Annotated in this window: 20 protein-coding genes; 10 read left to right on the top strand and 10 right to left on the bottom strand. The window is 61.9% G+C overall.

The features are described 5' to 3' along the window. Positions 1-116 precede the first annotated feature (116 nt). The 4 genes from ABLE85_RS13300 to ssb form a co-directional block, all read right to left on the bottom strand. The gene (locus ABLE85_RS13300; RefSeq protein WP_348793225.1) at positions 117-1,493 is read right to left on the bottom strand and encodes a hypothetical protein; all 1,377 of its coding nucleotides are present in this window, start codon (positions 1,491-1,493) and stop codon (positions 117-119) included. Further along, a complete protein-coding gene (locus tag ABLE85_RS13305; RefSeq protein WP_348793226.1) occupies positions 1,490-3,013 on the bottom strand; it encodes a site-specific integrase in 1,524 nt (507 codons plus the stop codon). The genes ABLE85_RS13300 and ABLE85_RS13305 overlap by 4 nt, the downstream gene beginning before the upstream one ends. Further along, positions 3,013-4,227 carry a tyrosine-type recombinase/integrase gene (locus tag ABLE85_RS13310; RefSeq protein WP_348793227.1) on the bottom strand — a complete coding sequence of 405 codons (1,215 nt, stop codon included), beginning with the start codon at positions 4,225-4,227 and terminating at the stop codon, positions 3,013-3,015. The genes ABLE85_RS13305 and ABLE85_RS13310 overlap by 1 nt, the downstream gene beginning before the upstream one ends. 184 nt (positions 4,228-4,411) lie before the next feature. Further along, complete coding sequence (ssb, locus tag ABLE85_RS13315; protein ID WP_348793228.1) at positions 4,412-4,942, bottom strand: single-stranded DNA-binding protein; 531 nt, start codon at positions 4,940-4,942, stop codon at positions 4,412-4,414. A gap of 928 nt (positions 4,943-5,870) precedes the next feature. On the opposite strand from ssb, the gene uvrA reads away from it, so the two are divergent. From uvrA to ABLE85_RS13330, 3 genes are all read left to right on the top strand, one after another. Further along, positions 5,871-8,795, top strand: coding sequence for an excinuclease ABC subunit UvrA (uvrA, locus tag ABLE85_RS13320; RefSeq protein WP_348793229.1), 2,925 nt, complete (start codon positions 5,871-5,873; stop codon positions 8,793-8,795). Then, positions 8,795-9,202: a DUF302 domain-containing protein gene (locus tag ABLE85_RS13325; protein WP_348793504.1), complete on the top strand. Its 408-nt coding sequence runs from the start codon at positions 8,795-8,797 to the stop codon at positions 9,200-9,202. Before uvrA ends, ABLE85_RS13325 begins: the two co-directional genes overlap by 1 nt. An 87-nt stretch (positions 9,203-9,289) precedes the next feature. Continuing rightward, positions 9,290-10,102, top strand: a complete 813-nt coding sequence (locus ABLE85_RS13330) for a DUF72 domain-containing protein (RefSeq protein WP_348793230.1) — start codon at positions 9,290-9,292, stop codon at positions 10,100-10,102. Positions 10,103-10,161: 59 nt separating this feature from the next. Here the strand turns inward: ABLE85_RS13330 and ABLE85_RS13335 are convergent, their stop codons facing one another. Then, a complete protein-coding gene (locus tag ABLE85_RS13335) occupies positions 10,162-10,443 on the bottom strand; it encodes a hypothetical protein (protein WP_348793231.1) in 282 nt (93 codons plus the stop codon). A 260-nt stretch (positions 10,444-10,703) separates the two neighbouring features. On the opposite strand from ABLE85_RS13335, the gene ABLE85_RS13340 reads away from it, so the two are divergent. After that, on the top strand, positions 10,704-12,161 hold the full coding sequence (locus tag ABLE85_RS13340; RefSeq protein ID WP_348793232.1) for an NCS1 family nucleobase:cation symporter-1: 1,458 nt from the start codon (positions 10,704-10,706) through the stop codon (positions 12,159-12,161). A 90-nt stretch (positions 12,162-12,251) separates the two neighbouring features. Here ABLE85_RS13340 and ABLE85_RS13345 read toward each other — a convergent pair whose 3' ends face one another. From ABLE85_RS13345 to tpiA, 4 genes are all read right to left on the bottom strand, one after another. After that, complete coding sequence (locus ABLE85_RS13345) at positions 12,252-13,889, bottom strand: CTP synthase (protein ID WP_348793233.1); 1,638 nt, start codon at positions 13,887-13,889, stop codon at positions 12,252-12,254. 136 nt (positions 13,890-14,025) lie between these two features. Beyond that, entirely contained in the window at positions 14,026-14,916 is an 891-nt protein-coding gene (locus ABLE85_RS13350; RefSeq protein WP_348793234.1) for a L,D-transpeptidase, read from the bottom strand. 270 nt (positions 14,917-15,186) lie between these two features. Further along, positions 15,187-15,582, bottom strand: coding sequence for a preprotein translocase subunit SecG (gene secG, locus ABLE85_RS13355; RefSeq protein WP_348793235.1), 396 nt, complete (start codon positions 15,580-15,582; stop codon positions 15,187-15,189). 150 nt (positions 15,583-15,732) lie between these two features. Then, complete coding sequence (gene tpiA / locus ABLE85_RS13360; protein ID WP_348793236.1) at positions 15,733-16,497, bottom strand: triose-phosphate isomerase; 765 nt, start codon at positions 16,495-16,497, stop codon at positions 15,733-15,735. A 149-nt stretch (positions 16,498-16,646) separates the two neighbouring features. Between tpiA and ABLE85_RS13365 the strand changes: the two genes are divergently transcribed. The 6 genes from ABLE85_RS13365 to lexA all read left to right on the top strand — a co-directional run bounded on the left by ABLE85_RS13365 (position 16,647) and on the right by lexA (position 23,082). Continuing rightward, entirely contained in the window at positions 16,647-18,536 is a 1,890-nt protein-coding gene (locus ABLE85_RS13365; protein WP_348793237.1) for a SurA N-terminal domain-containing protein, read from the top strand. Between the two features lie 2 nt (positions 18,537-18,538). Beyond that, on the top strand, positions 18,539-19,549 hold the full coding sequence (gene trpD / locus ABLE85_RS13370) for an anthranilate phosphoribosyltransferase (RefSeq protein ID WP_348793238.1): 1,011 nt from the start codon (positions 18,539-18,541) through the stop codon (positions 19,547-19,549). 4 nt (positions 19,550-19,553) lie between these two features. Continuing rightward, positions 19,554-20,372 carry an indole-3-glycerol phosphate synthase TrpC gene (gene trpC / locus ABLE85_RS13375; RefSeq protein WP_348793239.1) on the top strand — a complete coding sequence of 273 codons (819 nt, stop codon included), beginning with the start codon at positions 19,554-19,556 and terminating at the stop codon, positions 20,370-20,372. A gap of 3 nt (positions 20,373-20,375) precedes the next feature. Further along, a complete protein-coding gene (moaC, locus tag ABLE85_RS13380) occupies positions 20,376-20,864 on the top strand; it encodes a cyclic pyranopterin monophosphate synthase MoaC (RefSeq protein ID WP_348793240.1) in 489 nt (162 codons plus the stop codon). A gap of 2 nt (positions 20,865-20,866) precedes the next feature. Beyond that, positions 20,867-22,072 carry a gephyrin-like molybdotransferase Glp gene (gene glp, locus ABLE85_RS13385; protein WP_348793241.1) on the top strand — a complete coding sequence of 402 codons (1,206 nt, stop codon included), beginning with the start codon at positions 20,867-20,869 and terminating at the stop codon, positions 22,070-22,072. A gap of 290 nt (positions 22,073-22,362) precedes the next feature. Beyond that, positions 22,363-23,082, top strand: a complete 720-nt coding sequence (gene lexA, locus ABLE85_RS13390) for a transcriptional repressor LexA (RefSeq protein WP_348793242.1) — start codon at positions 22,363-22,365, stop codon at positions 23,080-23,082. 50 nt (positions 23,083-23,132) lie between these two features. On the opposite strand, the gene ABLE85_RS13395 is transcribed toward lexA, so the two are convergent. Then, a complete protein-coding gene (locus ABLE85_RS13395; protein ID WP_348793243.1) occupies positions 23,133-25,706 on the bottom strand; it encodes a ComEC/Rec2 family competence protein in 2,574 nt (857 codons plus the stop codon). Positions 25,707-25,824 lie beyond the last annotated feature (118 nt).

The raw sequence follows: 25,824 nt of genomic DNA on the forward strand, positions 1-25,824 counted from the left end.
ATAACGCCATGTCGATCACTCCATAGCCCCCGCTGAAAACACGCGGGGCAAGGTTCAAACATGGGTCACTTCTCGATGGAAATATTCGCTAATCCCGGGTCAGTTCCTGGCGGAAATCAACAGACACTCGGCTTCCTGCCCCCGTCGTGGCCCGACAGCCAGTGCTCGAAGCTCTGAACGGTCGCCTTTTCTACCAGACACCGATAAGTGGCCTTGTCCGCATGCCCTTGATTATACGCCAACAATATAAGGGTCTGCGAATACAGTTGCTCTGCAATTTTGTTGAATTCAGGAAAGTCGGACGGCAGTCGGGAAACAAGAACCTCTGCCAAGGAAGAAATGCGAACTTCACGGAGGTAATTCGACGAACTGCTATCCGACCGCCAATCGACCCCCGCCTTTCGAACCCAGTGCGCTAATCCTTTTATCGATTGCATTGCAATGATGGTTTGAAGGTCCGTTAGTGCAAGAAAATCTGACTGCCGGTAAGTCTCCAGTTCCGTCGGAAGCCAAAGCCTGTCTGGGTGCAACTCGTACCATGCCGCAACCTGTCGCGCTTCAGAGCACATTTCGCGAAGTCGCTGGACTGCCTCCTTGACAGCTGACGCCATTTGGGACGGCACCCACTTGACATGGGGTGGATTTCCCTTCCCTGGCCAGACACGGATGCCATAGGTCTCAACATCCTCGCCGGTTTCAGGTGATTTTGCGCGCCCGTGGACTTCGCAATCTAGCCGAAGCTGGAGGACTTCATGCGCGCGGATCGGGATAGAGATACAGATCGCACAGACGGAAGAGTACAGTCGGTCTATGAACGACTCTGCGTTCCGGAAAATGTGTGCGAGCGCGTCATAGGCCTCGGGACTGGGTAGCTTCTCCTCGCGCCACTGCTTCGCTTTGTTACCGATTTCCTCGGTGCGATCCTTCGGCTTGCGGACCCCGTGCTTCCACTGGAATGGGCCATTCAGGAACTTGCGGTCCATGCAGAACCGGTGGACCTGCTGGATGTAGATGGCGAATTGGTAATGCCTGGCGGGACCGACCCCCGCCTGCGCCAACTCGACGGCCATGTTCAGGACAACGTGGTTGAGGCTCTCGATGGCGGGATGCAGGCCCAGTTTCCGAAACGCCGCCTCCATGAACTGAAGGGCGTCGAGACGCTTTGTCGTGTTCTCGAAAGCAACCGGCGACGTCGAGTGCATGTAGCGCACATACGCCTTTGCGAACTCCTTGAAAGCCGGATCGAGAGGCTCACCCTCGACCTCCTGTCTGCTCGAGAGCGTCGAGGAACTATTGTAGAAGGCGAGGACACGGTTGTCCCGGTTTTGGCCTTTCGTGATGAAGTGCCTGCCCACGTGCCAAACGTCGCTGGGCCATTCCTCAGTTGGGATCAGAGCGTCGATCTGATCGCGGGCGAGTTCGATGAAATCCCGCACCCGATTCGACGGAAATACGATCGCAGGCGAGGATAAAGCGACAACGGCTGCGGTCATGCGACATCCAATTCCATCTGGTCGCGCTCAGCCGCGCAAAGCTGGATGACCTCGGCTACGGCGAGGATGATCCTGTCGCGGATCGAGTAAATCTTAGGAGAATAATTCTCCGCAGCCATCCGCTCGCGGTCGGCGATAAGGGCCGCCATAAACTCCTCGTGGGGACCATCTAGCCACGGCTGGAAGTGCCGACACGTATAACAGGCAAACGGAACCGCCAAGCCGCAGAAGCTCATCTGGCCGCAGGTACCAAGCGGGTCGGCAACGTTGTCTACAAGCGAGCGGTCGTAAATGCGGCTGGATCGGTCGCCGCCCCGTTGCGCCTCCGCTTCCGTCTGGACGACGACCCCGGCAAACGCCTGAGCGAGAGGCGCAAGCTCCATAGCCAGATGACGATCTAGCCTAAGAACTATCGACGGGCTTGCCTCATAGTAAACCCCGACGTTTTGCGTATCCGAATGATCCAGCAGCTCGGCGACGGTGTACTTATCCTTGCCGTCGTCTACTGCCCGTTGTGCGAGAGTTATACGGAATCGGCGTGAGTTGGTCTTCATGCCAGTGATACGGCCGACCACTTGGTTCAGCATGTGACCAATCGTGTTTGCATTCATGTGGTGGCGCAGTCCAGGAAGATGGCCTTCCTTCCGAGACATGAACATGGGCCAGTCGTCACCGTCCAAGCCGAGTTGTTCGCGGCGTCGTTGGTTCAGGCGGATGACTTCCTCAAGGAGCTGACCGATCTGCTTGCTGCAGTAGCGCACCTTGAACGAGGCGCGGACGTCCTCGCTTCGCTGTTTCGCGCGGGGCATCCTCAGAGCGTAGAAACGTCCTTCATCACCTTCCGAGATGATGAGATCGCGCTCTTTGATCGCTGCTATCTGGATCGGTCTCGGGCCATAGCCAAGGAATAGCCAAGTTAGAGCGAAGTGGTATAAATCGATCTCTCCCCGGGCAAAGGAATTATTAAGGGCCGCCTGGATTGCCAACAACTCGGTGTCGTTGAATGCCCCCTTCTCCGGATCGCGTGTCCTGACCGAGGTCCCTTTAATATTGCCCCGGATTGTCGCATCGCGGAGGTATTCCAACGCCTCCGACGTGGCTATGCCAAAGCTGAGTTTCTCCATGTCCTCCAAGAGGATTCTAAGGACGCCTAGCTTCCATTCCGTGGTGTCATCAAGGCTGGCCCGGTAACTTAAGATTCGTCCGAGGTCGATCTCAAAGCAAGCATCTTCGGATGGGTCCAACTGCCTGCGAAATGCCTGCAGACATAAGTAAACATTTCTCGCGTGCGCGAAGGACCGGTTCTCCAGGTACCAAATGAATACAAGCTTAAGCCGATGGATAATACGATCAGAGAATCCATCTAGATTACTGAACTTGAAGTTCATCTTCGTCAGAAGACTTGCAATTCTCCACTCATCATCACGTGGACGATAAACAAAACCATCCCTTGTTGTCGATGTTTCCGGTATAGCTGGTAAAATATGCGAAGGTTGTTGATGGCTATCTACGACAGTCATTAACTAACGCCCTCCAAAGGCGCAATATTGAGGCCGTCCTGCATTTCCTTGAGCACTTCGTTGGACCTACGGCGCACTGTCCGGCGGAGATAATTGCGGGCCGTGAACTCGCTCCGCCAGCCCATGAGCCGGGCGCGCCATTTGACTTCCTGAGCCCCCGGGATGCCCTTCCTGTCCATAGTCTCCGAAAACGCGTCGTTCCAGGAATGCCGAAGGATATGCGGCGAGAGTTCCGCAGGCAGCCCGGGCACCCTGTGGCGGAGGGCCTCGAAGATTTTGTTCAGATTCGACTTTGACATCGGCCCGCCAGTCCGACTGTTAACAACCAAGAACAGATGCCGTCGCGCGCCGGGAATTTTGGCCCTGTAGTGGACAACCCACTCGTGGGCCAGTTCGGTCATCCGACCGTTGAGGGCGAGAACCCTCGCAGCGGTCTTCGCTGAAGGTTTATCACGTCTCGGGTCATCAGGGTCGTCGGGCCTTCGGTGCACCGTCAACGAGCCGGTCGACCCGAGGTTGCAGTCGGACAGCTTGACCCCGAGAAGCTCCCCGCGGCGCAGGCCGAGTTCGAGCAACAGTCTTATGATGAAATAGTTGCGGAAGCGGACTTCAGGCTGGAAGGGATTGTCGGGATGGTCCGGTTCGATCACTTCGCGCAACCGTTTGAGCGCGGCTGCCTCCAACCCCTCCGGCAGTCCGAGATCGTCGCGACGCGGCTTTGCCAGGCCGCCAGTGTATCCACGGAGTCGGTCGAGGCACTGCGTTCGCACCGCGTTGTAGTGATCCCACCGCTGCGGCCAGGGAGCAAGGACGGAGAGGAAGTCGGCGCTGGTGAACTCGATGAATGAGCTGATGGCAGCAAGGCGATTGCGTTGTTCGGCTGACTGGACGCTCCGCCCGGAGTCTTTCCTCCGCCGGGCGAGCCTCGAGAGCTTGGACGATCGTTCGTCTATCTCTTGGAGCGCGTCGGCGGTGAAGCGCCCGCAGAAGTTAACGATGTCGATGATTTCGGTAAGCGCAAAGAAGGCCCCTTCACGAAGCCTCTGTTGGATGTCGACGCCCCGCGCAGCCGCCCAAAGGTAGAGCCACATCAGCGAGCGAAGCTCGTTGTAAAGGGTGCTGGGCTGCCGACCTAAGGCGCGCCGGTGGGCGACGATCCAAAAGGTCGGGGCCGCCAAGGGCACGCCCGTGTCAACGGGAACGAGGAACGGCATGCGCTCGCCGCTCCCAAACTTGGCCCATCTAATCGCATACGGATTTGCGCTTTTCGTTGACAAATATCAATTCCGCACTAGCCCGGTCACAGGCTAGACGCGAAAGTCGTTCATGTAAACAGCATTCCTCAATGGATTCAGTCGGTTCCACCGCACTAGTTTACAAAAACCAACGCACGGTTCGCTAGAACGGGATTTCGTCGTCGAGGTCGCGCGAAGAACCGCCACCGCCGCCGCCACGACCACCGCCAAAACCGCCGCCACGTCCATAGTCGTCGTTCGGGCCGGACTGGCCGAAATCGGAGCTCCCGCGGCCACCACCGCCGCCGCTGTAGCCTACCTGTCCGCCTTCGCCGCCCTGGCCGCGTGCGTCGAGCATCTGCAATTCACCCCGGAACTTCTGCAGCACCACCTCAGTGGTGTAGCGCTCATTGCCGTTCTGGTCCTGCCACTTGCGGGTCTGCAACTGACCCTCGACATAGACCTTCATGCCCTTCTTCAAAAACTGCTCGGCGACCTTGGCGAGATTGTCGTTGAAGATCACGACATTGTGCCACTCGGTCTTTTCCTTGCGCTCGCCGGTATTTTTGTCGCGCCAGCTTTCTGACGTCGCAACGCGAATGTTGACGACCGGTTCGCCCGAGTTCAGCCGCCTGACTTCGGGGTCCGCGCCAAGATTACCGACCAGAATGACTTTATTGACGCTACCCGCCATGACACCGCTCCGCGCTCGTCCTAACACTACTGCACTGATTGCCCACGTACCCTATCCGATAGCCACCGCACCGGGCGCATGAGGCTGCGAAAAAAGGGCCGCTGTCCACAAGTGTTTTTGTTCTATTTTTGTTCTATATTACCTTGCGCGACTTTTCAAGACCGCCGGCAGATCAAACGCGAATTCTCTCCTTCGCGCCGTGATGGCCGAGCCATATTTCCCTGTCAAAACGTCTCGCCTGTGGCATAGACGGCGTTGATCCGCAGTGGTGCGTGCAATACGCGCGAAAGCGCAGCACATATAGAGCGGCCTCGCCGCTCCCTCGGGTGCGGACGAGGCCCTTGTGGCGTATCTCGCCAGATGCCGGGAATGTTTTACCGGCTTTTCTTCGGATCCCCTCGGCGTCAGCCGATGATCCAATATGGTGTTCAGATTTTAGGAAAAGGGAAACAGCCAGCCGACCTAGCCGGGTACCTCGGGTGGTCAGACCCGCTGCGGCTCCACGGCCTTGTGGAGCCAATTCGTATTGTCCGGTGGGATCATGCCTCGCTCCTCGGTCGATTGCTCCAACGCCTTCCGAGGACCTATTCGCAGGCTTGCGGCGTCTCGCAAACCACCTATCGGCAGCGAAGAGCGTCATGGCGCTCCGTCTCGAAGGCGAGGTAATCTTGCGCCCCTGCATCCCTGACGTCAACGCTGGAGGTTGGCTTGACCAAAAATGTGATCACGACGCCTCCTGCCAGCACGATGTCAGGAGGTCGTTCGACCTTTGTTCTTTTCACTTGCCCGGACCAGCCAAAGGCGGCTAAACCCCTGTTACGGGGATAGCTGCATCCCTCGACAGACTGGCGAAAATACCTACATGAGCGGATTGGCCGGACACGCGAGCCAAACCTGCAAATCTTGGAATCGAGGCGGCAGACCCGGCATGGCCGAGCACAAATATCTCTCCATTCGTGGCGCACGTGAACACAATCTCAAGAACGTCGATCTCGACCTTCCGCGAGATTCCTTGATCGTCATGACCGGCCTGTCCGGTTCGGGCAAGTCGTCGCTCGCCTTCGACACGATCTATGCGGAAGGCCAACGCCGTTATGTCGAAAGCCTGTCGGCTTATGCGCGGCAGTTCCTCGAGATGATGCAGAAGCCGGACGTCGACCAGATCGACGGCCTGTCGCCCGCCATCTCGATCGAGCAGAAGACGACCTCGCGCAACCCGCGTTCGACGGTCGGCACCGTCACCGAAATCTACGACTACATGCGCCTGCTGTTCGCGCGCGTGGGCGTGCCCTATTCGCCGGCGACCGGCCTGCCGATCGAAAGCCAGACGGTGAGCCAGATGGTCGACCGCGTGCTGGCGCTGGACGAAGGCACCCGCCTCTACATACTGGCGCCCTTGGTGCGCGGCCGCAAAGGCGAGTACCGCAAGGAACTGGCCGAGCTGCAGAAGAAGGGCTTTCAGCGCGTGAAGGTGGATGGCACCTTCTACGAGATCGCCGATGTTCCCGCGCTGGACAAGAAGTACAAGCACGACATCGATGTCGTGGTGGACCGTATCGTCGTGCGCGGCGATCTCGCGACCCGTCTTGCGGACTCGATGGAGACGGCGCTCAAGCTGGCCGACGGCCTGGCGGTGGCCGAGTTCGCCGACAGGCCGCTTCCCCCTGGGGAGACTGCGGAAGGCGGCGCGGCCAACAAGTCGGCCAACGACACGCATGAGCGCGTTCTTTTCTCCGAAAAGTTTGCCTGCCCGGTGTCCGGCTTCACCATTCCGGAGATCGAGCCGCGGCTGTTCTCGTTCAACAATCCGTTCGGCGCCTGTCCGGCCTGCGATGGCCTCGGCAGCCAGCGCGCAATCGATGCCAGCCTGATCGTGCCGGACGACAATGTCTCGCTGCGCGACGGTGCGGTGAGCCCTTGGGCGAAGTCGACCTCACCCTATTACGCGCAGACGCTGGAAGCGCTGGGCAAGGTTTACGGCTTCAAGCTGGGCGACAAGTTCAAGGACCTGACGGACGAAGCCAAGCAGGCCATCCTGCATGGTACCGGCAGCCGCGAGATCACCTTCAACTATGACGACGGCTTGCGCTCCTACAAGACGACAAAGACCTTCGAGGGCGTGATCCCGAACCTGGAGCGTCGCTGGAAGGAGACGGAGTCGGCCTGGATGCGCGAGGAGATCGAGCGCTTCATGTCGGCCACCCCCTGCCCTGCATGCAACGGCTATCGCCTGAAGCCGGAGGCCCTGGCCGTGAAGGTCGGCGGCAGGCACATCGGCGAGGTGACGGAGCTTTCGATCCGCAAGGCGAACAGCTGGTTCGAAGAGCTGCCGGCCGCGCTCAACGAAAAGCAGAACGAGATCGCGGTCCGCATCCTCAAGGAAATCCGCGAGCGCCTGCGCTTCCTCAACGATGTCGGCCTCGAGTATCTGACGCTGGCGCGTAATTCCGGCACGCTTTCGGGCGGCGAAAGCCAGCGTATCCGCCTGGCCTCGCAGATCGGCTCGGGCCTGACCGGCGTGCTCTACGTGCTCGACGAGCCGTCGATCGGCCTGCATCAGCGCGACAACGACCGGCTGCTCGATACGCTGAAGCATCTGCGCGATCTCGGCAACACGGTGATCGTGGTGGAGCATGACGAGGACGCGATCCTCACCGCCGACTATGTCGTCGATATCGGGCCGGCCGCCGGCATCCACGGCGGGCAGATCATCGCGCAGGGTACGCCGGCCGAGATCATGGCCAACCCCAACTCGATCACCGGCAAGTATCTGAGCGGCGAGTTGGAAGTTCAGGTGCCCGAGGCGCACCGGCAGATGAAGAAGGGCCGGCGCATTAAAGTGGTCGGCGCGCGCGGCAACAATCTGAAGAACGTCACGGCGGAAATCCCGCTCGGCAGCTTCACGGCCGTCACCGGCGTTTCGGGCGGCGGCAAGTCGACCTTCCTGATCGAGACGCTGTTCAAGGCAGCGTCGCGGCGCATCATGGGCTCGCGCGAGCATCCGGCCGAGCACGACCGCATCGAGGGGCTCGAATTCCTCGACAAGGTCATCGACATCGACCAGTCGCCTATCGGGCGCACGCCACGCTCCAACCCGGCGACCTATACCGGGGCCTTCACGCCGATCCGCGACTGGTTCGCGGGCCTGCCGGAAGCCAAGGCGCGCGGCTACCAGCCGGGCCGTTTCTCCTTCAACGTGAAGGGCGGCCGCTGCGAGGCCTGCCAGGGCGACGGCGTCATCAAGATCGAGATGCACTTCCTGCCGGACGTCTACGTCACCTGCGACGTCTGCCACGGCAAGCGCTACAACCGCGAAACGCTGGACGTGACCTTCAAGGGCAAGTCGATCGCCGACGTGCTCGATATGACGGTGGAGGAAGGCGCGGAGTTCTTCGCGGCCGTTCCGGCGGTGCGTGACAAACTGGAAACGCTGGTCAAGGTGGGCTTGGGCTACATCCATGTCGGCCAGCAGGCGACGACGCTTTCAGGCGGCGAGGCGCAGCGCATCAAGCTAGCCAAGGAACTGTCGCGCAAGGCGACCGGCAAGACGCTCTATATCCTTGACGAGCCGACAACCGGCCTACATTTCCACGACGTGGCCAAGCTACTGGAAGTGCTGCACGAGTTGGTCGAACAGGGCAATACGGTGGTGGTGATCGAGCACAATCTCGAGGTCATCAAGACGGCCGACTGGATCCTCGACCTCGGCCCCGAGGGCGGCGACGGCGGCGGCGAGATCGTGGCCGCCGGCCCGCCGGAAGCCATTATCGCCGAGCCGCGCAGCTACACCGGACATTTCCTGAAGGAACTTCTGGAGCGGCGGCCGAAGGGAAAACGGGAAGCGGCGGAGTGATGGACGACAACGGCATCGTTTCCCTTGAAAGCCGGTTCGGGGTCTCCGAAACCATCGACCGGCTGGCGGAAACGGTGACGAAGCTCGGCCTCACCGTCTTTGCTCGCATCGATCATGCTGCAGGCGCGGCGAAGGTGGACATGCCGCTGCGTCCCACCGAACTGCTCATCTTCGGCAATCCGAAAGGCGGCACGCCGCTGATGCAGGATCGGCAGATCTCCGGCATCGATCTTCCGGTAAAGGCGCTGGCCTGGGAGGACGAAGCCGGCAAGGTCTGGCTGTCCTACAACACGGCTGAATGGATAGCGGCCCGGCACGGGCTGGGCTCCGCAAGCAAGCAGGCAGTCGAGGCGCTGGGCGCGGGGCTGAACAAGTTGGCCGCCCTGGCGGCCGGTGTCGAGCGGTAATTCAGCCGGCTCTGGTCCGCGTTGCCGAGCCGTGTCAAATTTATTTATTGCGTGAGCTTCAATTTTTAGGACGAAGTGGAGGAACGTATGACCAAGTCGGGAACAATCCGCGCCGGCATGGGCGGCTGGACCTTCGAGCCCTGGGACACGTCCTTCTATCCGGAAAAGCTGCCCAAGGCGAAGCAACTCCAATATGCCAGCCGCCAGGTGCCGACCATCGAGGTGAACGGCACCTATTATTCGAGCTTCAAGGAGCCCACCTTCGTCAAATGGGCGAGCGAGGCGCCGGACGGGTTCGTCTACTCATTGAAAGGCAATCGCTTCGTCACCAATCGCCGCGTGCTCGGCGAGGCGGGCGAATCCATGATGCGCTTCCTGGGCTCGGGCATCGCCGCACTCGGCGAAAAGCTCGGGCCGATCCTGTGGCAGTTCGCGCACACGAAAAAGTTCGATCCCGACGATTTCGAAGCCTTCCTGAAACTGCTGCCGGAAAAGCAGGACGGCGTGGCGCTGCGCCACACGGTTGAGGTGCGCCATGCTTCCTTCGTCGTGCCGGAATTTGCCGCGCTGCTGCGCAAATACAATGTGCCGGTGGTCTATGCCGACCACGCCACCTACCCGGCCATTGCCGATGTCACCGGCGATTTCGTCTATGCCCGGCTGCAGACTGGTTCGGACGACATTGCGACCTGTTACGAGCCCAAGGCGCTGGACGAATGGGCTGCGCGCGCCAAGACCTGGGCGCAAGGCGGCGTGCCCTCCGACCTGCCGCGCGCGGATCCTGCTCACGATGCGCCGACTAGACCGCGTGACGTGTTCGTCTATTTCATCACGTCCGGAAAAGTTCACGCGCCGCAGGGGGCCATGGCGTTCATGGAACGCGTCGATCGAGCGGGCTGAATGAACCAAGGGCGGCCACGCCGAAGCCTGCCGCCCGTATGGCTTTTTCCAAATATGGCTCAGTTGCTGCCATAGAGCGCACGCGGGCTGACCGCGATATGGGTCGAGGTCGTGCCGACCAAGGCGGCGTCAGAGGTAAGTCCACCGACTTGCGGAGCATTGACCACAATCGAAGCCGGCGCGGCGTCACCGGAGCGGACAAGTGGCTCGGACGTTGTGGTTGCGATGGTGCCTGCATTGACGCGGTTCATGGCCGGCGCTGCATCGCCAGAGCGCTCGCCGGCAAAGGCCGCGCCCGAAGCAAGCAGAACGGCGGCGAGGGTAACGATGGTCTTGTTCATTTCAACTCTCCAATAGTCTCTTTCTCGAACCTGTCGGTCGGCCGTTGTGCAGCCCCGACACACCGTAGGTATGTGAACGAGATTTGGATTGTCAGGCGCGTTTCGGTGAACGATGTGTCGGCTAACGAGGTCGTCACATCATGGTGTCGCCCCGCCAAGCTCCCTCAACTCTTCGTGAATGACGCGATGGACATTCCCCAGCGTCAGGCGTAGCGTTTGACGCACAGCGCGATGTTTACTGAGTCTTGGGGGAGACAAACATGAGCATTACTGGCGCATCATCATCTCTCTACAATGAAGATTTGGCCCCGGCCAAAGTGCGGAATTGGGGTGCGTTCAGTATCTTCAACGTCTGGACGTCGGACGTTCACAGCCTCTGGGGCTACTATCTTGCGGCGAGCCTATTTCTCTTCTGCGGCAGCTTCGTCAATTTCCTGATCGCGATCGGCATCGGCTCGCTGATCATCTTCGCGCTGATGAATCTCATCGGCAATGCGGGCGTCAAGACCGGTGTGCCCTTCCCGGTTCTGGCGCGCGCTTCATTCGGCATCTGGGGTGCAAACATCCCTGCCCTGGTTCGGGCGGTCGTTGCCTGCTTCTGGTACGGAGCGCAGACGGCTGCAGCATCCGGCGCCATTGTGGCACTGTTGATCCGCACCGACTTGTTCACCAGCTTTCATCAGAACGTGCACTTCCTCGGCCATTCCGGGCTTGAGGTCATCTGTTTCCTCGTCGTTTGGGCACTCCAATTGCTGATCATCCAGCACGGCATGGAAACGGTAAGACGCTTCCAGGACTGGGCGGGACCGGCCGTATGGATCATGATGCTGATCCTGGCTGTTTATCTCTGCTTCAAGGCGGGCAGCCTGGCCTTCACCAGCGACATCCCGATGGACGTCCTGCTTGAGAAGACCAAAGACGCCGGCATTCCCGGCACCCCCGGTTCCGTTGCCTCCCTGGCGGCAGCGGCGGCCATTTGGGTGACCTATTTCTCGGCACTCTACCTGAATTTCTGCGACTTCTCGCGCTATGCTCCCGACAAGGCCGCGGTGCGCAAGGGCAACCTCTGGGGGCTGCCGATCAACCTGATGCTGTTCTCGCTGGTGGCCGGTGTCACCACCATTGCTGCCTACGACGTCTACGGCGAAGTGCTGCTGCATCCCGACCAGATCTCGGCGAAGTTCGACAGCTTCTTCCTGGCGGCGCTGGCGGCCGTTACCTTTGCGGTGGCGACGCTCGGCATCAATGTGGTGGCTAACTTCGTCTCGCCGGCCTTCGACTTCTCGAACGTGTTTCCGAAGCAAATCGACTTCAAGAAAGGCGGCTATATCGCTGCACTGATTGCGCTAGTCCTCTATCCCTTCGCGCCTTGGGAAAGCAGCGCGGCCGTGTTTGTCGGCATCATCGGCGCCACCATGGGCCCGATCTTCGGGGTGATGATGGTCGACTACTATCTCATTCGGAAGGGTGAGATGAACGTCGAGGATCTCTACCGCGACGATGGGGAATATCGCTTCCAGTCTGGCTGGCACGTCCCCGCCTTCATCGCGGCCGGCATAGGCGCCTTGTTCTCGTCGATCCTGCCGAACTTTACCGATTGGCTGCCGGCATGGTGGGGCGTGTATGGCTGGTTCTTCGGCGTGGGCATCGCGGGTATCGTCTACTATGCGCTCCGCTCGGCCAAGGTAGGCGCCAACAAATCGGTGGCGCGGGCATAGCCGCAGTCACGAGCAACGAAAAACGGGCGGAGGAAACTCCGCCCGTTTCGATTCAGCGTTCGAATGAACCGAAGCGCGATGTCTGGCCGATTAGACCAGCCGGCTCTGCTCCACTGCCGCTTCAATGAAGCTCGCAAATAGCGGGTGCGGGTCGAGCGGGCGGCTCTTCAGTTCCGGATGGTACTGCACGCCAATGAACCACGGATGGTCGGGATATTCGACCGTCTCGGGCAGGACGCCGTCGGGCGACATGCCGGCAAAGACCAGCCCGCACTCCTCCAGCCGCTCCTTGTAGTCGACATTGACCTCGTAGCGATGGCGGTGACGCTCGGAGATATCGGTGTCGCCGTAGATCTCCGCGATCTTCGAGCCCTCCGCGAGACGCGCCTCATAGGCGCCGAGCCGCATCGTGCCGCCGAGATCGCCGGCCGACTGCCGCTTCTCGAGCATGTTGCCCTTCAGCCATTCGGTCATCAGACCGACGACCGGCTCCTTGGTCGGGCCGAACTCGGTCGAGGATGCACTCTCGATGCCGGCGAGCGAACGAGCCGCCTCGATGCAGGCCATCTGCATGCCGAAGCAGATGCCGAAATACGGCACCTTGCGCTCGCGGGCGAACTTGGCGGCAAGGATCTTGCCTTCCGCGCCGCGCTCGCCGAAGCCGCCGGGCACCAGAATCCCGTGGACCTTTTCGAGCCAGGGAGCCGGATCTTCCTTTTCAAAAATCTCCGACTCGATCCATTCGAGCTTGACCTTGACCCGATTGGCCAGGCCGCCATGCGAGAGCGCCTCGATAAGCGACTTGTAGGCGTCCTTGAGGCCGGTGTACTTGCCGACCACCGCGATGGTGACCTCGCCCTCCGGATTATGGATGAGCTGCGAAACGCCTTGCCACGCGTCGAGGCGCGGCTTGGGCGCCGGATCGATGCCGAATGCTGCGAGCACTTCCGAATCCAGCCCTTCCTTATGATAAGCCAGCGGCACATCGTAGATGTGGCCGACGTCGAGTGCCTGAATGACCGAGGTTTCACGGACATTGCAGAACAGCGACAGCTTCCTGCGCTCTTCCTTGGGGATTGGCCGGTCAGCACGCACGAGCAAGATGTCGGGTGCAATGCCGATCGAACGCAGTTCCTTGACCGAGTGCTGGGTCGGTTTGGTTTTCAACTCGCCGGCCGTCGGGATGTACGGCATCAGAGTTAGATGGACATAGACCGCGTTGTTGCGCGGCAGGTCGTTACCGAGCTGGCGGATGGCCTCCAGGAAGGGCATCGCCTCGATATCGCCGACGGTGCCGCCGATCTCGCAGAGCACGAAATCGTAGTCGTCGTTGCCGGACACGATGAAGTTCTTGATCTCGTCGGTGACGTGGGGAATGACCTGCACGGTCGCGCCGAGATAATCGCCGCGGCGTTCGCGTTCGATGATGTTCTTGTAGATGCGGCCAGTGGTGATGTTGTCGCTCTGATTCGCAGAGCGGCCTGTAAAGCGTTCATAGTGGCCGAGATCGAGGTCGGTTTCCGCCCCGTCGTCGGTCACGAAGACCTCGCCGTGTTGATACGGCGACATCGTGCCGGGATCCACATTGAGGTATGGATCGAGTTTCCGGATACGCACGCGGTAACCGCGTGCCTGAAGGAGAGCACCGAGTGCTGCTGCGGCTATGCCTTTTCCAAGGGAAGAAACCACGCCGCCAGTGATGAATACATATCGCGCCATGGGAGTCATCGCTTATCGCTGTAGGATTGATTCCGCCAGAAAAAAATCCGCGCACTGCGCATTTTCCCGGCTCGGTTTTCGCGGACGCCATGCGCCCAAACAAAAAGGGCCGGCAGGGCCGGCCCTTTCCACGATGCCTTATCGATCACAGAACGACGACTTCCGTGCCCATCTTGACGCGGTTGTAGAGGTCGATGACGTGATCATTGACCATACGGAAGCAGCCGTTGGACGAGTTCGTACCGATCGTCTGCGGCTGGTTGGTGCCGTGGATGCGAATGTGCGTGTCGCTCTTGCCCTGGTAGAGATAGATCGCCCGGGCGCCGAGCGGATTGTCCGGGCCGCCGTTCATGCCATCCTTGTAGTGACCATACTTCTGCGGATCGCGCTTCTGCATGTCCAGCGTCGGGATCCAGCGCGGCCATTCCTGCTTGTCGCCGACCTTGGCCGTACCCTTGAACTCGAGACCTTCGCGGCCGACCGCGATCGCGTAACGGCGGGCGGTGGACGAGCTTTCGACCAGGTAGAGGTAACGGGCCTTGGTGTCGATCACGATGGTGCCGCGCTCGTAGCCCGAGAAAGCAACGGACTGGGGCTCGAAGTCCGCCTTCACCTTGAACTGCTTCTTGGCCTGGCGCTGTTCAAGCACGGCGTCCAGCGCACGCGTCTGAGGCAGCATGTTAGGGGTGGAAGCATCGCCGCCGAGCAGCAGAGCCAGGAAGCCGCCTTGCGGCCGGCCAGCCGCCTCGCTGCGCAGTTCTCCGCTGTTGCCGGATTGCGTGATAGCCACCGGGTCAGGAATCGCGCCGGTCGTCTCCGGCTGCTTGTTCTTGGCGACCTGCTGCTTTTCGTTTTCCTTAGCCTTCTGCTTGGAGGTCAGCTTTTTCTTGAGCTGCTCTTCCTTGGCATCGGCCTCAACGGCCTTGGCCTTCGACGAAAACAGGGGTGTCTTGGCTGGGGGTGTTTCAGCGTAGGCCGGTACGGACAGGCCGACGGCCGCGCAGATGCCCAAGGCAACGAGGCTGCGAATATGCATGATGGCGATCCTGATATAAAATGGCTTGCGGCAGCGCATGTTCATGCGTTGCGTAAGCAGATACTGCCGCTTCAGGCTTTATAAGCCATTAATACTAACAATCTCAAGAGAACCACTGCCCGGCGACAGCCAAAATCCGACCGGCGATTCGCCATTTGTGGGGAGTGTGTTCAAACGACAACAGCTGCGCAGGCCGCCCAAAGCAAAACGCTCCGCCGGCATGTGCAGGCGAAGCGTTCGAATGCGAGACGTTGAAAGGTTCGTGACCTGTTACTGGTTCGGAACCTGCGGTTCTGCCGGCTGCGCGGGCTCCGACGTGGCAGGAGCTGCCGGCGCGGCCGGGGTGCCGCCCAGTTGGTTGAGGACGCCAGCGCCGCCGGTGCCCGTGCCTGTCCCCGTGTCGCCCTGCGTGATCGGAACCCGGTCGAGAATGTCGATCGGGCGCTCGCCATAGCGAGCGATCACCGAAAGGATCAGCGAGGTCGCGAAGAACGCGACGGCAAGGATCGCGGTCGCGCGGGTGAGCGCGTTGGCAGCGCCTCGCGCGGTCATGAAGCCTGAACCGCCGCCAATGCCGAGCCCGCCGCCTTCGGAGCGCTGCAGCAGAACGACGCCGACAAGCGCGAGAACGATCATCAGATGAATGACGATGATTACAGTTTGCATGGCTTCACCTGAATCTGGCGGATGTGCGGATGCGATGGCATCGCGGAGTGTGGAGGCGGCTCAATACAACGGTTTCGCCGCATTTCCAAGCCTGTGTCGCAATATGGGATACGAAACCGGCTTTGCAACGCTTTTGTGTGGTGAAACCCGTCAGATAGACCGGTAAGCGTCGGCAATACCGAGGAAATCGGCCGCCTTCAGGCTGGCGCCGCCGACCAGTGCTCCGTCGACATTCTCGACCGCGAGCAGTTCGACCGCATTCGACGGCTTTACCGAGCCGCCATAGAGAATGCGCATCTTGCCGGCGCGCGCTCCCAGCTTGGCGGCCAGCCGCGCGCGGATGTGAGCATGCGCCTCAGCCACGTCGGCGGCCGTCGGCGTCAGGCCGGTACCGATCGCCCACACGGGCTCGTAGGCGACGACGGTGTTGTCCGCGGTGGCGCCTGCCGGAACCGATCCGTCGATCTGGCGGGAAAGAATGTCGAGGGTTGCGCCGCCCTCGCGCTCGTCCTTGGTCTCGCCGATGCAGATGATGGCGACGAGCCCGGCTTGCCATGCAGCTTCCGCCTTGGCATGGACCTTCGCGTCATCCTCGCAATGATCGGTGCGGCGTTCGGAATGGCCGACGATCGCATGCGTGGCGCCTGCGTCCCTAAGCATTTCGGCCGAAATGTCCCCGGTGTGCGCACCGTTCTCCCTCGCGTGGCAATCCTCGCCGCCCACAGTCACCGGGGTCTTGGTCAGCACGTCCGCAGCCCGCGAAATGAGTGTTGCCGGCACGCAGACCAGGGCGTCCGCGACAGCGTCGAGCCCATTCGTGAAGCCCTCGCCCATGGCGCGGAGCTCGCCGAGCGACGCGCTCGTTCCATTCATTTTCCAATTGCCGGCGACCAGCGGGCGAATTCCTGGCGTCATTATGCTCTAATCCTGTTCCTGTGACCGGTGACCCGAGTCCTCACTACCAAAATCGATCTACAAAGCAATCGACACTGGCCGTGAAGGGCGCTATTGCCCATTATTCAGACGCGAAACGCGCCAGAATGCGCCAAGACCGGAAGTGATCAATGCTCAATAGCTTGCGAAATGCCGCTGGAACCTGGGTTGCGAAGCTGCTGCTTCTCATGTTGGTCCTGAGCTTCGCCATCTGGGGCATTACGGGCAAGATGATGGAAGGCCACGGCAGCAACAAGGTGATCACTGCCGGCAGCACCTCGGTGTCGATCAACGAGTTCCGGCTGGCCTATGATCGCCAGGTCAACCTTATGTCGCAGCAATTCGGCCAGCGCCTCAGCCGAGACCAGGCCAAGGCGCTAGGCATCGACAACCAGGTTCTGGCGCAAATGGTTGCCGGCGCCCTGCTCGACGAGCAAGCGCGCAAGATGGGGCTCGGCCTTTCGAAGGACCGCCTGGCTGCCCTGACGGCCGAGGATCCGGCCTTCCGCGGGCCCGACGGCCGCTTCAACCGTCAGCAGTTCGACTATGTGCTGCGTCAGATCGGCATGCGGCCGGACGACTATTTCGCCAACCGTTCCCAGGTGGCGATCCGTCAGCAGGTCATCGAGGCCGTGTCCGACGGGCTCAAGGCGCCCGACACGCTGCTGCGCGCCGTCGCACTGTATCGTGGCGAAGATCGCACGGTAGACTACCTGGTCCTGCCCAAGTCGCTGGTCGAGCCGATCACGGCACCGTCCAACGATGTGCTGTCGGCCTGGTTCGAGGAAAACAAGAAGAAGTACGCTGCCCCTGAATACCGCAAGTTCTCCTATGTAAAGCTCGAGCCGTCCGACATCGCCGACGAGAAGTCGATTACCGACGAACAGGTTCGCGAGGACTACGAGAAGAACAAGGCGCTCTACACAACGCCGGAGACGCGCACGATCGAGCAGATCGTGTTCAAGTCACCGGAAGCGGCGAATGCCGCGCTGGATTCGCTCAAGGGCGGCGCCACTTTCGACAAGATCGCCGCGGCAGAGGGCAAGACCGAAGCCGATACGCTGCTTGGGACCCTTGCCAAGGACAAGATTGCCGACCGGGCCGTCGCCGACGCTGCCTTCTCGCTCGCCGTCAATGAGGTCAGCCCTGTCGTCCAGGGGCAGTTCGGCCCTGTCCTGTTGCGCGTGACCGAGATCAAGCCGGAAGTGGTCAAGCCTCTGGATGAGGTGGCCGGCGACATCCGCAAGCGGCTCGCGCTCGCCGAAGCCAACCGGGTGCTGCTCGAAGTGCATGACAACTACGAAGATGCACGCACTGCTGGCGACTCGATGGCTGACGCCGCCGCCAAGGCGCATCTGAAGATGGTGACCATCGATGCCATCGACCGCGCCGGCCAGCGTCCCGACGGCACGCCGATCGACTCGCTGCCGCAACCGCAGCAACTCGTGCAGGCTGTGTTCCAGGCCGACGTTGGCGCCGACAACCCGCCGGTGAACCTGGGCGCCGCCGGATATGTGTTCTACGAGGTCGAGGACATCACCGCTGCGCGCGACCGCACGCTTGACGAAGTTCGCGAGAAAGTCGTTGCCGACTGGACCAAGGTCGAGACGGAGAAGCGGCTCGCGGCCAAGGGCGAAGAGCTGCGCAAGCGCCTCAGCGACGGCACGTCGTTCGATACGCTGGCCAGCGAGCTGTCGCTCGATAAGCAGACCAAGCGCGGTCTGAAGCGCGAAGCCGATGACGGCGATTTCGGCAGGGCGGGCGTGTCGGCGGTGTTCGGCGTCGCCCAGAACGGCGTCGGGCTGTTCCCCTCGCCGACCGGTGACGCTGAAATCCTGTTCAAGGTAACGGAAGTGTTCGAGCCTGCAGGCGCGGATGCCAACTCCGTACCGGAAGACCTCAAGAAGCAGTTCGCGACCGGCATTGCCGACGACCTGCTGGACGAGCTGGTGGCAAAGCTGCAGACCCAGTACTCGGTCGAGGTCAACCGGAACGCGGTTGATCAGGCTCTGGCTTTCTGAAAATGACCACGCTGAAACCCCATCTCGCCAAGGTCGCCGCGGGCACCCCCCTCACCTTCGAGGAAGCCCGCGAGGCATTTGACATCATCATGTCCGGCGACGCGACGCCGGGCCAGATCGGCGGCTTCCTCATGGCGCTCCGGGTGCGCGGCGAAACTGTCGACGAAATCTCCGGTGCGGTTGCGACGATGCGCGACAAGATGCTCCGTGTCGACGCGCCGGCCGGCTCGGTCGACATCGTCGGCACTGGCGGTGACGGCTCGCACAGCGTCAACATCTCGACCGCCTCCTCCTTCGTGATAGCGGGTGCCGGCGTACCGGTGGCCAAGCATGGCAACCGCGGCCTCTCCTCGCAGACGGGCGCCGCCGACGTGTTGATGGCTCTCGGCGTCAAAATCGACCTGACGCCGGAGCAGATCGGCGAATGCGTGCGCGAGGCCGGCGTCGGCTTCATGTTCGCGCCGGCGCATCATCCGGCGATGCGCCATGTTGGCCCGACGCGCGTCGAGCTTGGCACGCGCACCATCTTCAACCTGCTCGGCCCACTGTCGAACCCGGCGGGCGTGACACGCCAGATGGTTGGTGTGTTCTCTCCCGAATGGATCGAACCGGTAGCCGAGACGCTGAAGGCTCTTGGCGCCGACCACGTCTGGGTCGTGCATGGCGACGGCTATGACGAGATCACCACCACGGGCGAGACGCATGTCGTCGAGCTGGTCGACGGCGCGCTCAGGCGATTCGTGCTGACGCCCGAGGAGCTCGGCCTGAAGCGTCACACCAAGGAAGAACTGCGCGGCGGCGACGCAGCCTTTAACGCCAACGCGCTGCGCGGTGTGCTGTCTGGCGCCGACGGGGCGTATCGCGACACCGTGTTGATGAACGCAGGCGCGGGCCTGGTTGTGGCCGGCAAGGCCGCCACCATCGCCGAGGGCGTAAAGACTGCCGCCGCGGCGATCGACAACGGCCGCGCTCTGGGCGTGCTCGAAGCGCTGATCAGGGTTTCCAACGGATAGGGCCATGGCCGACATTCTCGCCAAGATCGAAGCTTACAAGCGCGAGGAAATCGCGGCCGCCAAGGCTCGGCTCCCGCTTGTGGAACTGAAGGCGCGCCTCCGCGACGCCGAGGCCCCGCGCGGCTTCCTGGCCGCATTGCGGGCAAAGCGCGCTGCCGGCGATTTCGCGCTGATTGCCGAGATCAAGAAAGCCAGCCCGTCCAAGGGCCTTATCCGAGCGGACTTCGACCCGCCGGCGCTTGCCCGCGCCTACGAGTTGGGCGGAGCCGCATGCCTTTCGGTTCTGACCGATACGCCGTCCTTCCAGGGCGCGCCGGATTTCCTGACCAGTGCGCGCGCGGCTTGCGGGCTGCCGGCCCTGCGCAAGGACTTCATGTTCGAGTCCTACCAGGTCTATGAGGCCCGCGCCTGGGGCGCCGATGCCATCCTAGTCATCATGGCCAGCCTGGGCGACGACGAAGCCAAGGCGCTCGAGGACACCGCCCACCATCTCGGCATGGACGTGCTGGTGGAGGTGCATGACGAGGCTGAGATGGAGCGGGCGCTGAAGCTCGCCTCCCCCCTGATCGGCGTGAACAACCGCAACCTGCGCACTTTCGAGGTCAGCCTCGAAACCTCCGAACGGCTTTCGAAGCTGGTGCCAGACAACAAGCTGCTTGTCGGCGAAAGTGGCATCTTCACGCATGACGACTGTCTGCGCCTGGAACACTGCGGCATCGGGACCTTCCTGGTCGGCGAAAGCCTGATGCGACAGGCCGATGTGACCGAGGCCACCCGGGCTCTTCTCACGGGCGCGCTAACGGCTCACGCGGCGAATGGATAGGCCATGACTGACAAGCCCGCGCTTACCCATCTGGGCGCCGAGGGCCAGGCGCACATGGTCGATGTCGGCGCCAAGGCGGAGACCCAGCGCACGGCGATCGCCGAGGGCACCGTTACCATGCTGCCGGAGACGTTGCGGATGATCCGTGAGGGCGACGCCAAGAAGGGCGACGTGCTGGGCACCGCGCGACTGGCCGGTATCATGGCCGCTAAGCGTACGCACGAGCTGATCCCTCTCTGCCACCCGCTGCTGCTGACCAAGGTTTCGGTGGACATCGAGCCGGACGAATCGCTGCCCGGCCTGCGCGTGACCGCGCTGGCGCGCGTTACCGGCAAGACCGGCGTCGAAATGGAGGCGCTGACGGCGGCTTCCGTCGCCTGCCTGACCATCTACGACATGGCCAAGGCGGTCGATCGCGGCATGGTGATTTCCGGCATCAGGCTGGTCGAGAAGACCGGCGGCAAGTCCGGCGACTATCGGGCGGACGCGTGACGATGGCGCTGCTGCCGGTCAAGGAAGCGCTCGAGCGGCTTCTGGAAGGAGCAGTACCTGGCGAGGGAGAATCCGTGCCGCTGGCGGAAGCCGCCGGGCGCATACTCGCCGAGGACGTCAGGGCGCTGAGAACGCAGCCTCCGTTCGATGCAGCGGCGATGGACGGATACGCGGTCCGCGGTGCAGACGTTGAAACTGTGCCGGTCACGCTCAAGGTCATCGGCCAGGCACCAGCCGGCAAGCGCTTCGACGGCTCCATCGGCATCGGAGAGGCTGTACGCATCTTCACCGGGGCGCCGGTACCGGAGGGTGCCGACACCATCGTGATCCAGGAAAATGCGCGCAAGCTCGGGCCCGACTCCGTCGAAGTCTTCGAGACTGTCGCCATTGGCCGCCACATCCGGCGCATGGGGCTCGACTTCGTCACCGGCGATCTGCTCCTGAAAAAGGGCCGCGAACTGGATCCCGGCGCGCTTTCGCTGGTCGCTTCGGCAAACCACCCTCGCCTCAACGTGATCAAGCAGCCGCTGATCGCCATCATCGCCACCGGCGACGAGCTGCTGCCCCCGGGCAGCGAGCTGGGGCCCGACCAGATCGTCGCCTCGAATGCCTTCGGCGTGGCCGCGATCGCGGCATCTGTTGGCGCGCGTGTGCTCGATCTGGGCGTCGTGCCTGACAGCCGCCCGGCCATCGCGGCGCGCATCAGGCAGGCCCTGGAAAAGGACGCCGACGTGGTCGTCACGCTCGGCGGCGCCTCCGTTGGCGACCACGACCTGACCAACGAGGTGCTGGTCGGCGAAGGCATGAAGCTCGATTTCTGGAAGATTGCCATGCGCCCCGGCAAGCCGCTGATGTTCGGCCGGCGTGGGCGCACCCGCTTCCTCGGCCTGCCCGGAAATCCGGTCGCCAGTCTCGTCTGTTCGCATCTGTTCCTGAAGCCGCTCCTGTCGCGGCTCGGCGGCAGGCCCTACGAGCCTGACCTTTGCCAGGCCGTGCTCGACAGGACCATGGCGGCCAACGACCAGCGCCAGGATTATGTCCGCGCGGTGCTACGCCAAGAACCCGAGGGGCTGATAGCGACGCCGTTCGAGGTGCAGGATTCTTCGATGCTCAGGACATTCGCCGAAGCCAATGCCCTGATTATCCGCGAACCCTTCGCGCCGGCCGCATCGGCCGGCTCACCCTGCACGGTGCTGAGGCTCCGCTGAGCCGTGGCAGGGGCTGCCGTGTCTCTGAAAGCGCAGTGAGAACCGCTGGAAAAAGGCAACCGGCGATCGACATGCCGCATGCCGCGGCGTCATAAGGAAAACGTCCTGGAATCAAGACCGTAGAGACGGATTCTGCCGGTTCGCGTTACCGGCCCTGGTCCTCAGCAGAACCGTCATGGTTTCCGGCCCCTTAACCCATTCATTAAAATTTAAACAGTTGCGGAACACAAATGGAACAGATAGTGTTTGTTCTGGTTTTGTTTTGGGTTTGATTCTCGGGGGAGCCGGCGATGCTGACGCGCAAACAACACGAGTTGCTTCTCTTCATCCACGAGCGGCTGAAAGAGACGGGCATCCCGCCGTCTTTCGACGAGATGAAGGAAGCGCTCGATCTCGCGTCCAAATCCGGCATTCACCGCCTGATCACGGCGCTGGAGGAACGCGGTTTCATTCGGCGACTTCCGAACCGCGCGCGCGCTCTCGAAGTGCTGCGCCTGCCTGATTCCATTGCGCCCGGCCTTGCTCCCCAGCGCGCAAAATTCTCGCCTAGCGTCATCGAAGGCAGCCTTGGGCGCCGCGCGCCGGAACCTGCTCGCCCCCCGGTGGCAGGCAATGACGAAGCCGGCATCGCGATTTCCATTCCCGTCATGGGCCGCATCGCAGCCGGCGTGCCGATCGATGCCATCCAGCACAAGACCCATTCCATTTCGGTGCCGCCCGAGATGATCACCGGTGGCGAGCACTACGCGCTCGAGGTCAAGGGTGACTCGATGATCGAGGCCGGCATCTTCGACGGCGACACTGTCATCATCCGCAACGCCAATACCGCCAGCCCCGGCGAAATCGTCGTGGCGCTGGTCGATGATGAAGAAGCAACCTTGAAGCGCTTCCGCCGCAAGGGGGCGTCCATCGCCCTGGAGGCCGCCAACCCCGCCTATGAGACACGCATCTTCGGCCCGGACCGCGTGAAGGTGCAAGGCAAGCTGGTCGGCCTCATCCGCCGCTACTGAACCTCGTTCAGCTGTATTGTTTTGGCTTGGCCGTATTGCTTGGGTCGGCGTTAGTCCTCCAATGGGCCAGAATCATCGGCCGGCTGTTTTTTGACCCGGGGGAATTTGGCGCCTGAGAACGCGTGCTGCTTCTGCTCATATGGCGGCAAACCGCGTGCTTCACGCGAAAACCGTCTCTGCGTGTGCCAGGGCCGATAGGGCTCGGAGAGCGCAAACCTGACTTCCGGCACTTGGCCGGTTTCATCGTCCGGAAGGTAGACGGCGGCGCTGCCGTACTTTGCCAGTTCGCGTTTGGTGAGGATCAGCGGCGGGCCGGTCGAACAGACGTTTTTCGCGGTGGCGTCTTCGATGACGATGAGGCTGGCATAGTCACAAGCCCGATGCGCGGCCCGTATGTCGGTCGCATGCGCCACGATGGTGCCGGAAGCATGCACCGCAACGCAAAGCCCGTCATGGCAATCGAATCCGCTGCCTGACGCGCCGTCCGCCAAGCTTGCGTCAGCATCTGCCTGGCGTGGTACGCTGGTGGCCAGCTGTTCCGCAGAGATGTCATCGGGGTCGGTGATAGCCCTCGTTTCCAGGATCACAATGCCCTTGCGGCCGGACTTTGGCTTCAGGCTGTCGATTGGGCCCACGATCTCTTCGGTGCGCAGCGCCCGTCTCCAGTTTTCGACGGTGAATGCATTTGGTCGCGCCCTGTTTACCGCGAACATTTGATCGCCGATGGGCACCCCGACGAGCCGACCATCTTCGGAGATGAGTACATCGGGCGTGCGGACGTCCGTCAGCGTGAGCATGCCCGCGAACGCAAAGGGAAGTGCCAGCGCACGCAGCCAGGTCGTGGCCATGGTGACGATGACCAGGGCAATGGTCAAAAGGGCCAGCGAATGCGAGGAAATCAGGCCGACCCCATCTATCGGCGAACGGTCCGATATCCATTTCGCGACCGTGATCATGATCGTCAGTCCCTTGCCCATCACGTAGAAGAATGGCGCATCCAGACCGAGCGGCATGGCGAGCGAACCGAGGACGGCGAAGGGCATCACCAGGAACGACACGCTCGGCATGACGGCCAGGTTGGCGATCAGGCTGAGCGGCGAGACGCGCTGGAAGTGGTAGACGCCGAAGGCAGTGGTGGCGATGCCGGCGATGGTCGAGGTGAACATCAGGCTGCCGACATCGCCCGCTACCTTGCTGACGATTGCGATCGCCAGCGGGCGCCCGGTAGCAGGTGGCGCACGCCTGCGCTTTTGGCGGTATTCCGACCAAAGCGCGTAGCCACCGACGAGCGCGGCCGTGGCAGCGAAGGACATCTGGAAACTTGGGCCTATCAATTCGTGCGGCGAAATCGCCACGATGACGAAGGCCGAAATCGCCAGGTTGCGCGTGGTCAGCGCGCCACGGTTGAACAGCAGTGCGGTGAGCATGATGCCCAGCATGAAGCAACTGCGCTGCGCCGCCACCTGGCCGCCCGAAATGAACAGGTAGCTGATGATGGCGGCAAGCGCCGCGACCGCCGCATATTTCTTGACCGGATGACGGGAGGAAAAGCCGGGAAACAGGGCGAAGATCATCCGCAGTGAGCCCATCACCGTTCCCGCGACCAGTGCCATGTGAAGCCCCGAAATGGCGACGATGTGATAGATGCCCGTTCGCCGCATCGCTTCGTTGATGTCGTCAGGAATGCCGGCGCGGATGCCCACCACCAGCGCAGCCGCGATCTCGCCTTCGGGTCCGCCGATAAGGTCGCGGATACGCTCGGCAATGGTGTTGCGGAGGTTTTGGACGCTGTTGAAGAGGCGTGCGCTGACCGGCAACGGCGCGTCCCCCTCAACGAGATCGGGACCGCGCATGAAAAAGCCGCTGGCGCCGATGCCCGAAAAATAGCTCCTGAACGAGAAGTCGTAGCTGTCGGGACGAACCGGGCCGGTCGGCGGCATCAGGCGAACCGCGCCCTCGATCTCCGAACCGACGACCAACCCCGGCGGGATCTTGCGAGCAGAAAGGCGCACGCGCTCGGGCGCATAGCGCAGCTTCGGTTTGGCGGTTGTCAAAACATCGATGGTCAGGCGCACGCGGCCATTGGCCATGTGGTCGATCTCGGCGACCCGCCCCGTCAGGCGCGTTGAAATCTCGCTGCCGAGCGTATTCGTTCCGGCCCGCCAGGTTTCAAACTTGGCAAGAAACATGCCCAACAGGCAGAACAGTGCCGCAATGATGAGAAGCCGCAGAGCCTGTCGGTGTACGGGAACAAAGGCGAGCGCCACCGCAGCGACCACCAGCCCGCCGATTAGGACCTGAATGTCGGGCTCTTCGGGCAATCCGTAGTAGATGATCGTGCCGCAGCCGAAAAGCACGGGCGCAAAAAGGAAGGGCGTTCCGCGGTCCAGCTCAGTGGCGAGAGCGGCGGTGGTCGCGCGAACTGCTTTGGCGTAGAGGATTTTGACAACGGCGAGCCACGAGGCTGCAGATGGTCTCGTGCCTCGCCCGGGTTTGGCCGACCTCGGTGAACTCCGGGCGTCGGCCTCAGGATAGGATTGCGGTTCCCGCGGCGCAGCGCCTTCCGCCCCGGAGGCGAACAGCTCCCGTTCGCTTACCTCGTCGGAGGCCGTCCCGCGCGCCATGCAAGTCCCCCATCCCGGACCCGGCTTGCGACGCCACGCGGCACTGAACCGGCCCTGCCCCTTGCACCCCTGACCCTCTATGCTACATGAACGCTACCGAATTGCCATGCGCCCGCCG

This window comes from Mesorhizobium sp. KR1-2 (assembly GCF_040045035.1).
Lineage (GTDB): Bacteria > Pseudomonadota > Alphaproteobacteria > Rhizobiales > Rhizobiaceae > Pseudaminobacter.

Bases quoted from the DNA above. Each gene is read 5' to 3' on its own strand.
- trpC (WP_348793239.1), top strand. From the start codon at position 19,554: ATGGCCGACATTCTCGCCAAGATCGAAGCTTACAAGCGCGAGGAAATC.
- ABLE85_RS13330 (WP_348793230.1), top strand. From the start codon at position 9,290: ATGACCAAGTCGGGAACAATCCGCGCCGGCATGGGCGGCTGGACCTTC.
- moaC (WP_348793240.1), top strand. From the start codon at position 20,376: ATGACTGACAAGCCCGCGCTTACCCATCTGGGCGCCGAGGGCCAGGCG.
- ABLE85_RS13300 (WP_348793225.1), bottom strand. From the start codon at position 1,493: ATGACCGCAGCCGTTGTCGCTTTATCCTCGCCTGCGATCGTATTTCCG.
- lexA (WP_348793242.1), top strand. From the start codon at position 22,363: ATGCTGACGCGCAAACAACACGAGTTGCTTCTCTTCATCCACGAGCGG.
- ABLE85_RS13325 (WP_348793504.1), top strand. From the start codon at position 8,795: ATGGACGACAACGGCATCGTTTCCCTTGAAAGCCGGTTCGGGGTCTCC.
- ABLE85_RS13335 (WP_348793231.1), bottom strand. From the start codon at position 10,443: ATGAACAAGACCATCGTTACCCTCGCCGCCGTTCTGCTTGCTTCGGGC.
- ABLE85_RS13365 (WP_348793237.1), top strand. From the start codon at position 16,647: ATGCTCAATAGCTTGCGAAATGCCGCTGGAACCTGGGTTGCGAAGCTG.
- ABLE85_RS13345 (WP_348793233.1), bottom strand. From the start codon at position 13,889: ATGACTCCCATGGCGCGATATGTATTCATCACTGGCGGCGTGGTTTCT.
- secG (WP_348793235.1), bottom strand. From the start codon at position 15,582: ATGCAAACTGTAATCATCGTCATTCATCTGATGATCGTTCTCGCGCTT.
- ABLE85_RS13305 (WP_348793226.1), bottom strand. From the start codon at position 3,013: ATGACTGTCGTAGATAGCCATCAACAACCTTCGCATATTTTACCAGCT.
- ABLE85_RS13395 (WP_348793243.1), bottom strand. From the start codon at position 25,706: ATGGCGCGCGGGACGGCCTCCGACGAGGTAAGCGAACGGGAGCTGTTC.
- ABLE85_RS13310 (WP_348793227.1), bottom strand. From the start codon at position 4,227: ATGCCGTTCCTCGTTCCCGTTGACACGGGCGTGCCCTTGGCGGCCCCG.
- ssb (WP_348793228.1), bottom strand. From the start codon at position 4,942: ATGGCGGGTAGCGTCAATAAAGTCATTCTGGTCGGTAATCTTGGCGCG.
- glp (WP_348793241.1), top strand. From the start codon at position 20,867: ATGGCGCTGCTGCCGGTCAAGGAAGCGCTCGAGCGGCTTCTGGAAGGA.
- ABLE85_RS13350 (WP_348793234.1), bottom strand. From the start codon at position 14,916: ATGCATATTCGCAGCCTCGTTGCCTTGGGCATCTGCGCGGCCGTCGGC.
- uvrA (WP_348793229.1), top strand. From the start codon at position 5,871: ATGGCCGAGCACAAATATCTCTCCATTCGTGGCGCACGTGAACACAAT.
- tpiA (WP_348793236.1), bottom strand. From the start codon at position 16,497: ATGACGCCAGGAATTCGCCCGCTGGTCGCCGGCAATTGGAAAATGAAT.
- ABLE85_RS13340 (WP_348793232.1), top strand. From the start codon at position 10,704: ATGAGCATTACTGGCGCATCATCATCTCTCTACAATGAAGATTTGGCC.
- trpD (WP_348793238.1), top strand. From the start codon at position 18,539: ATGACCACGCTGAAACCCCATCTCGCCAAGGTCGCCGCGGGCACCCCC.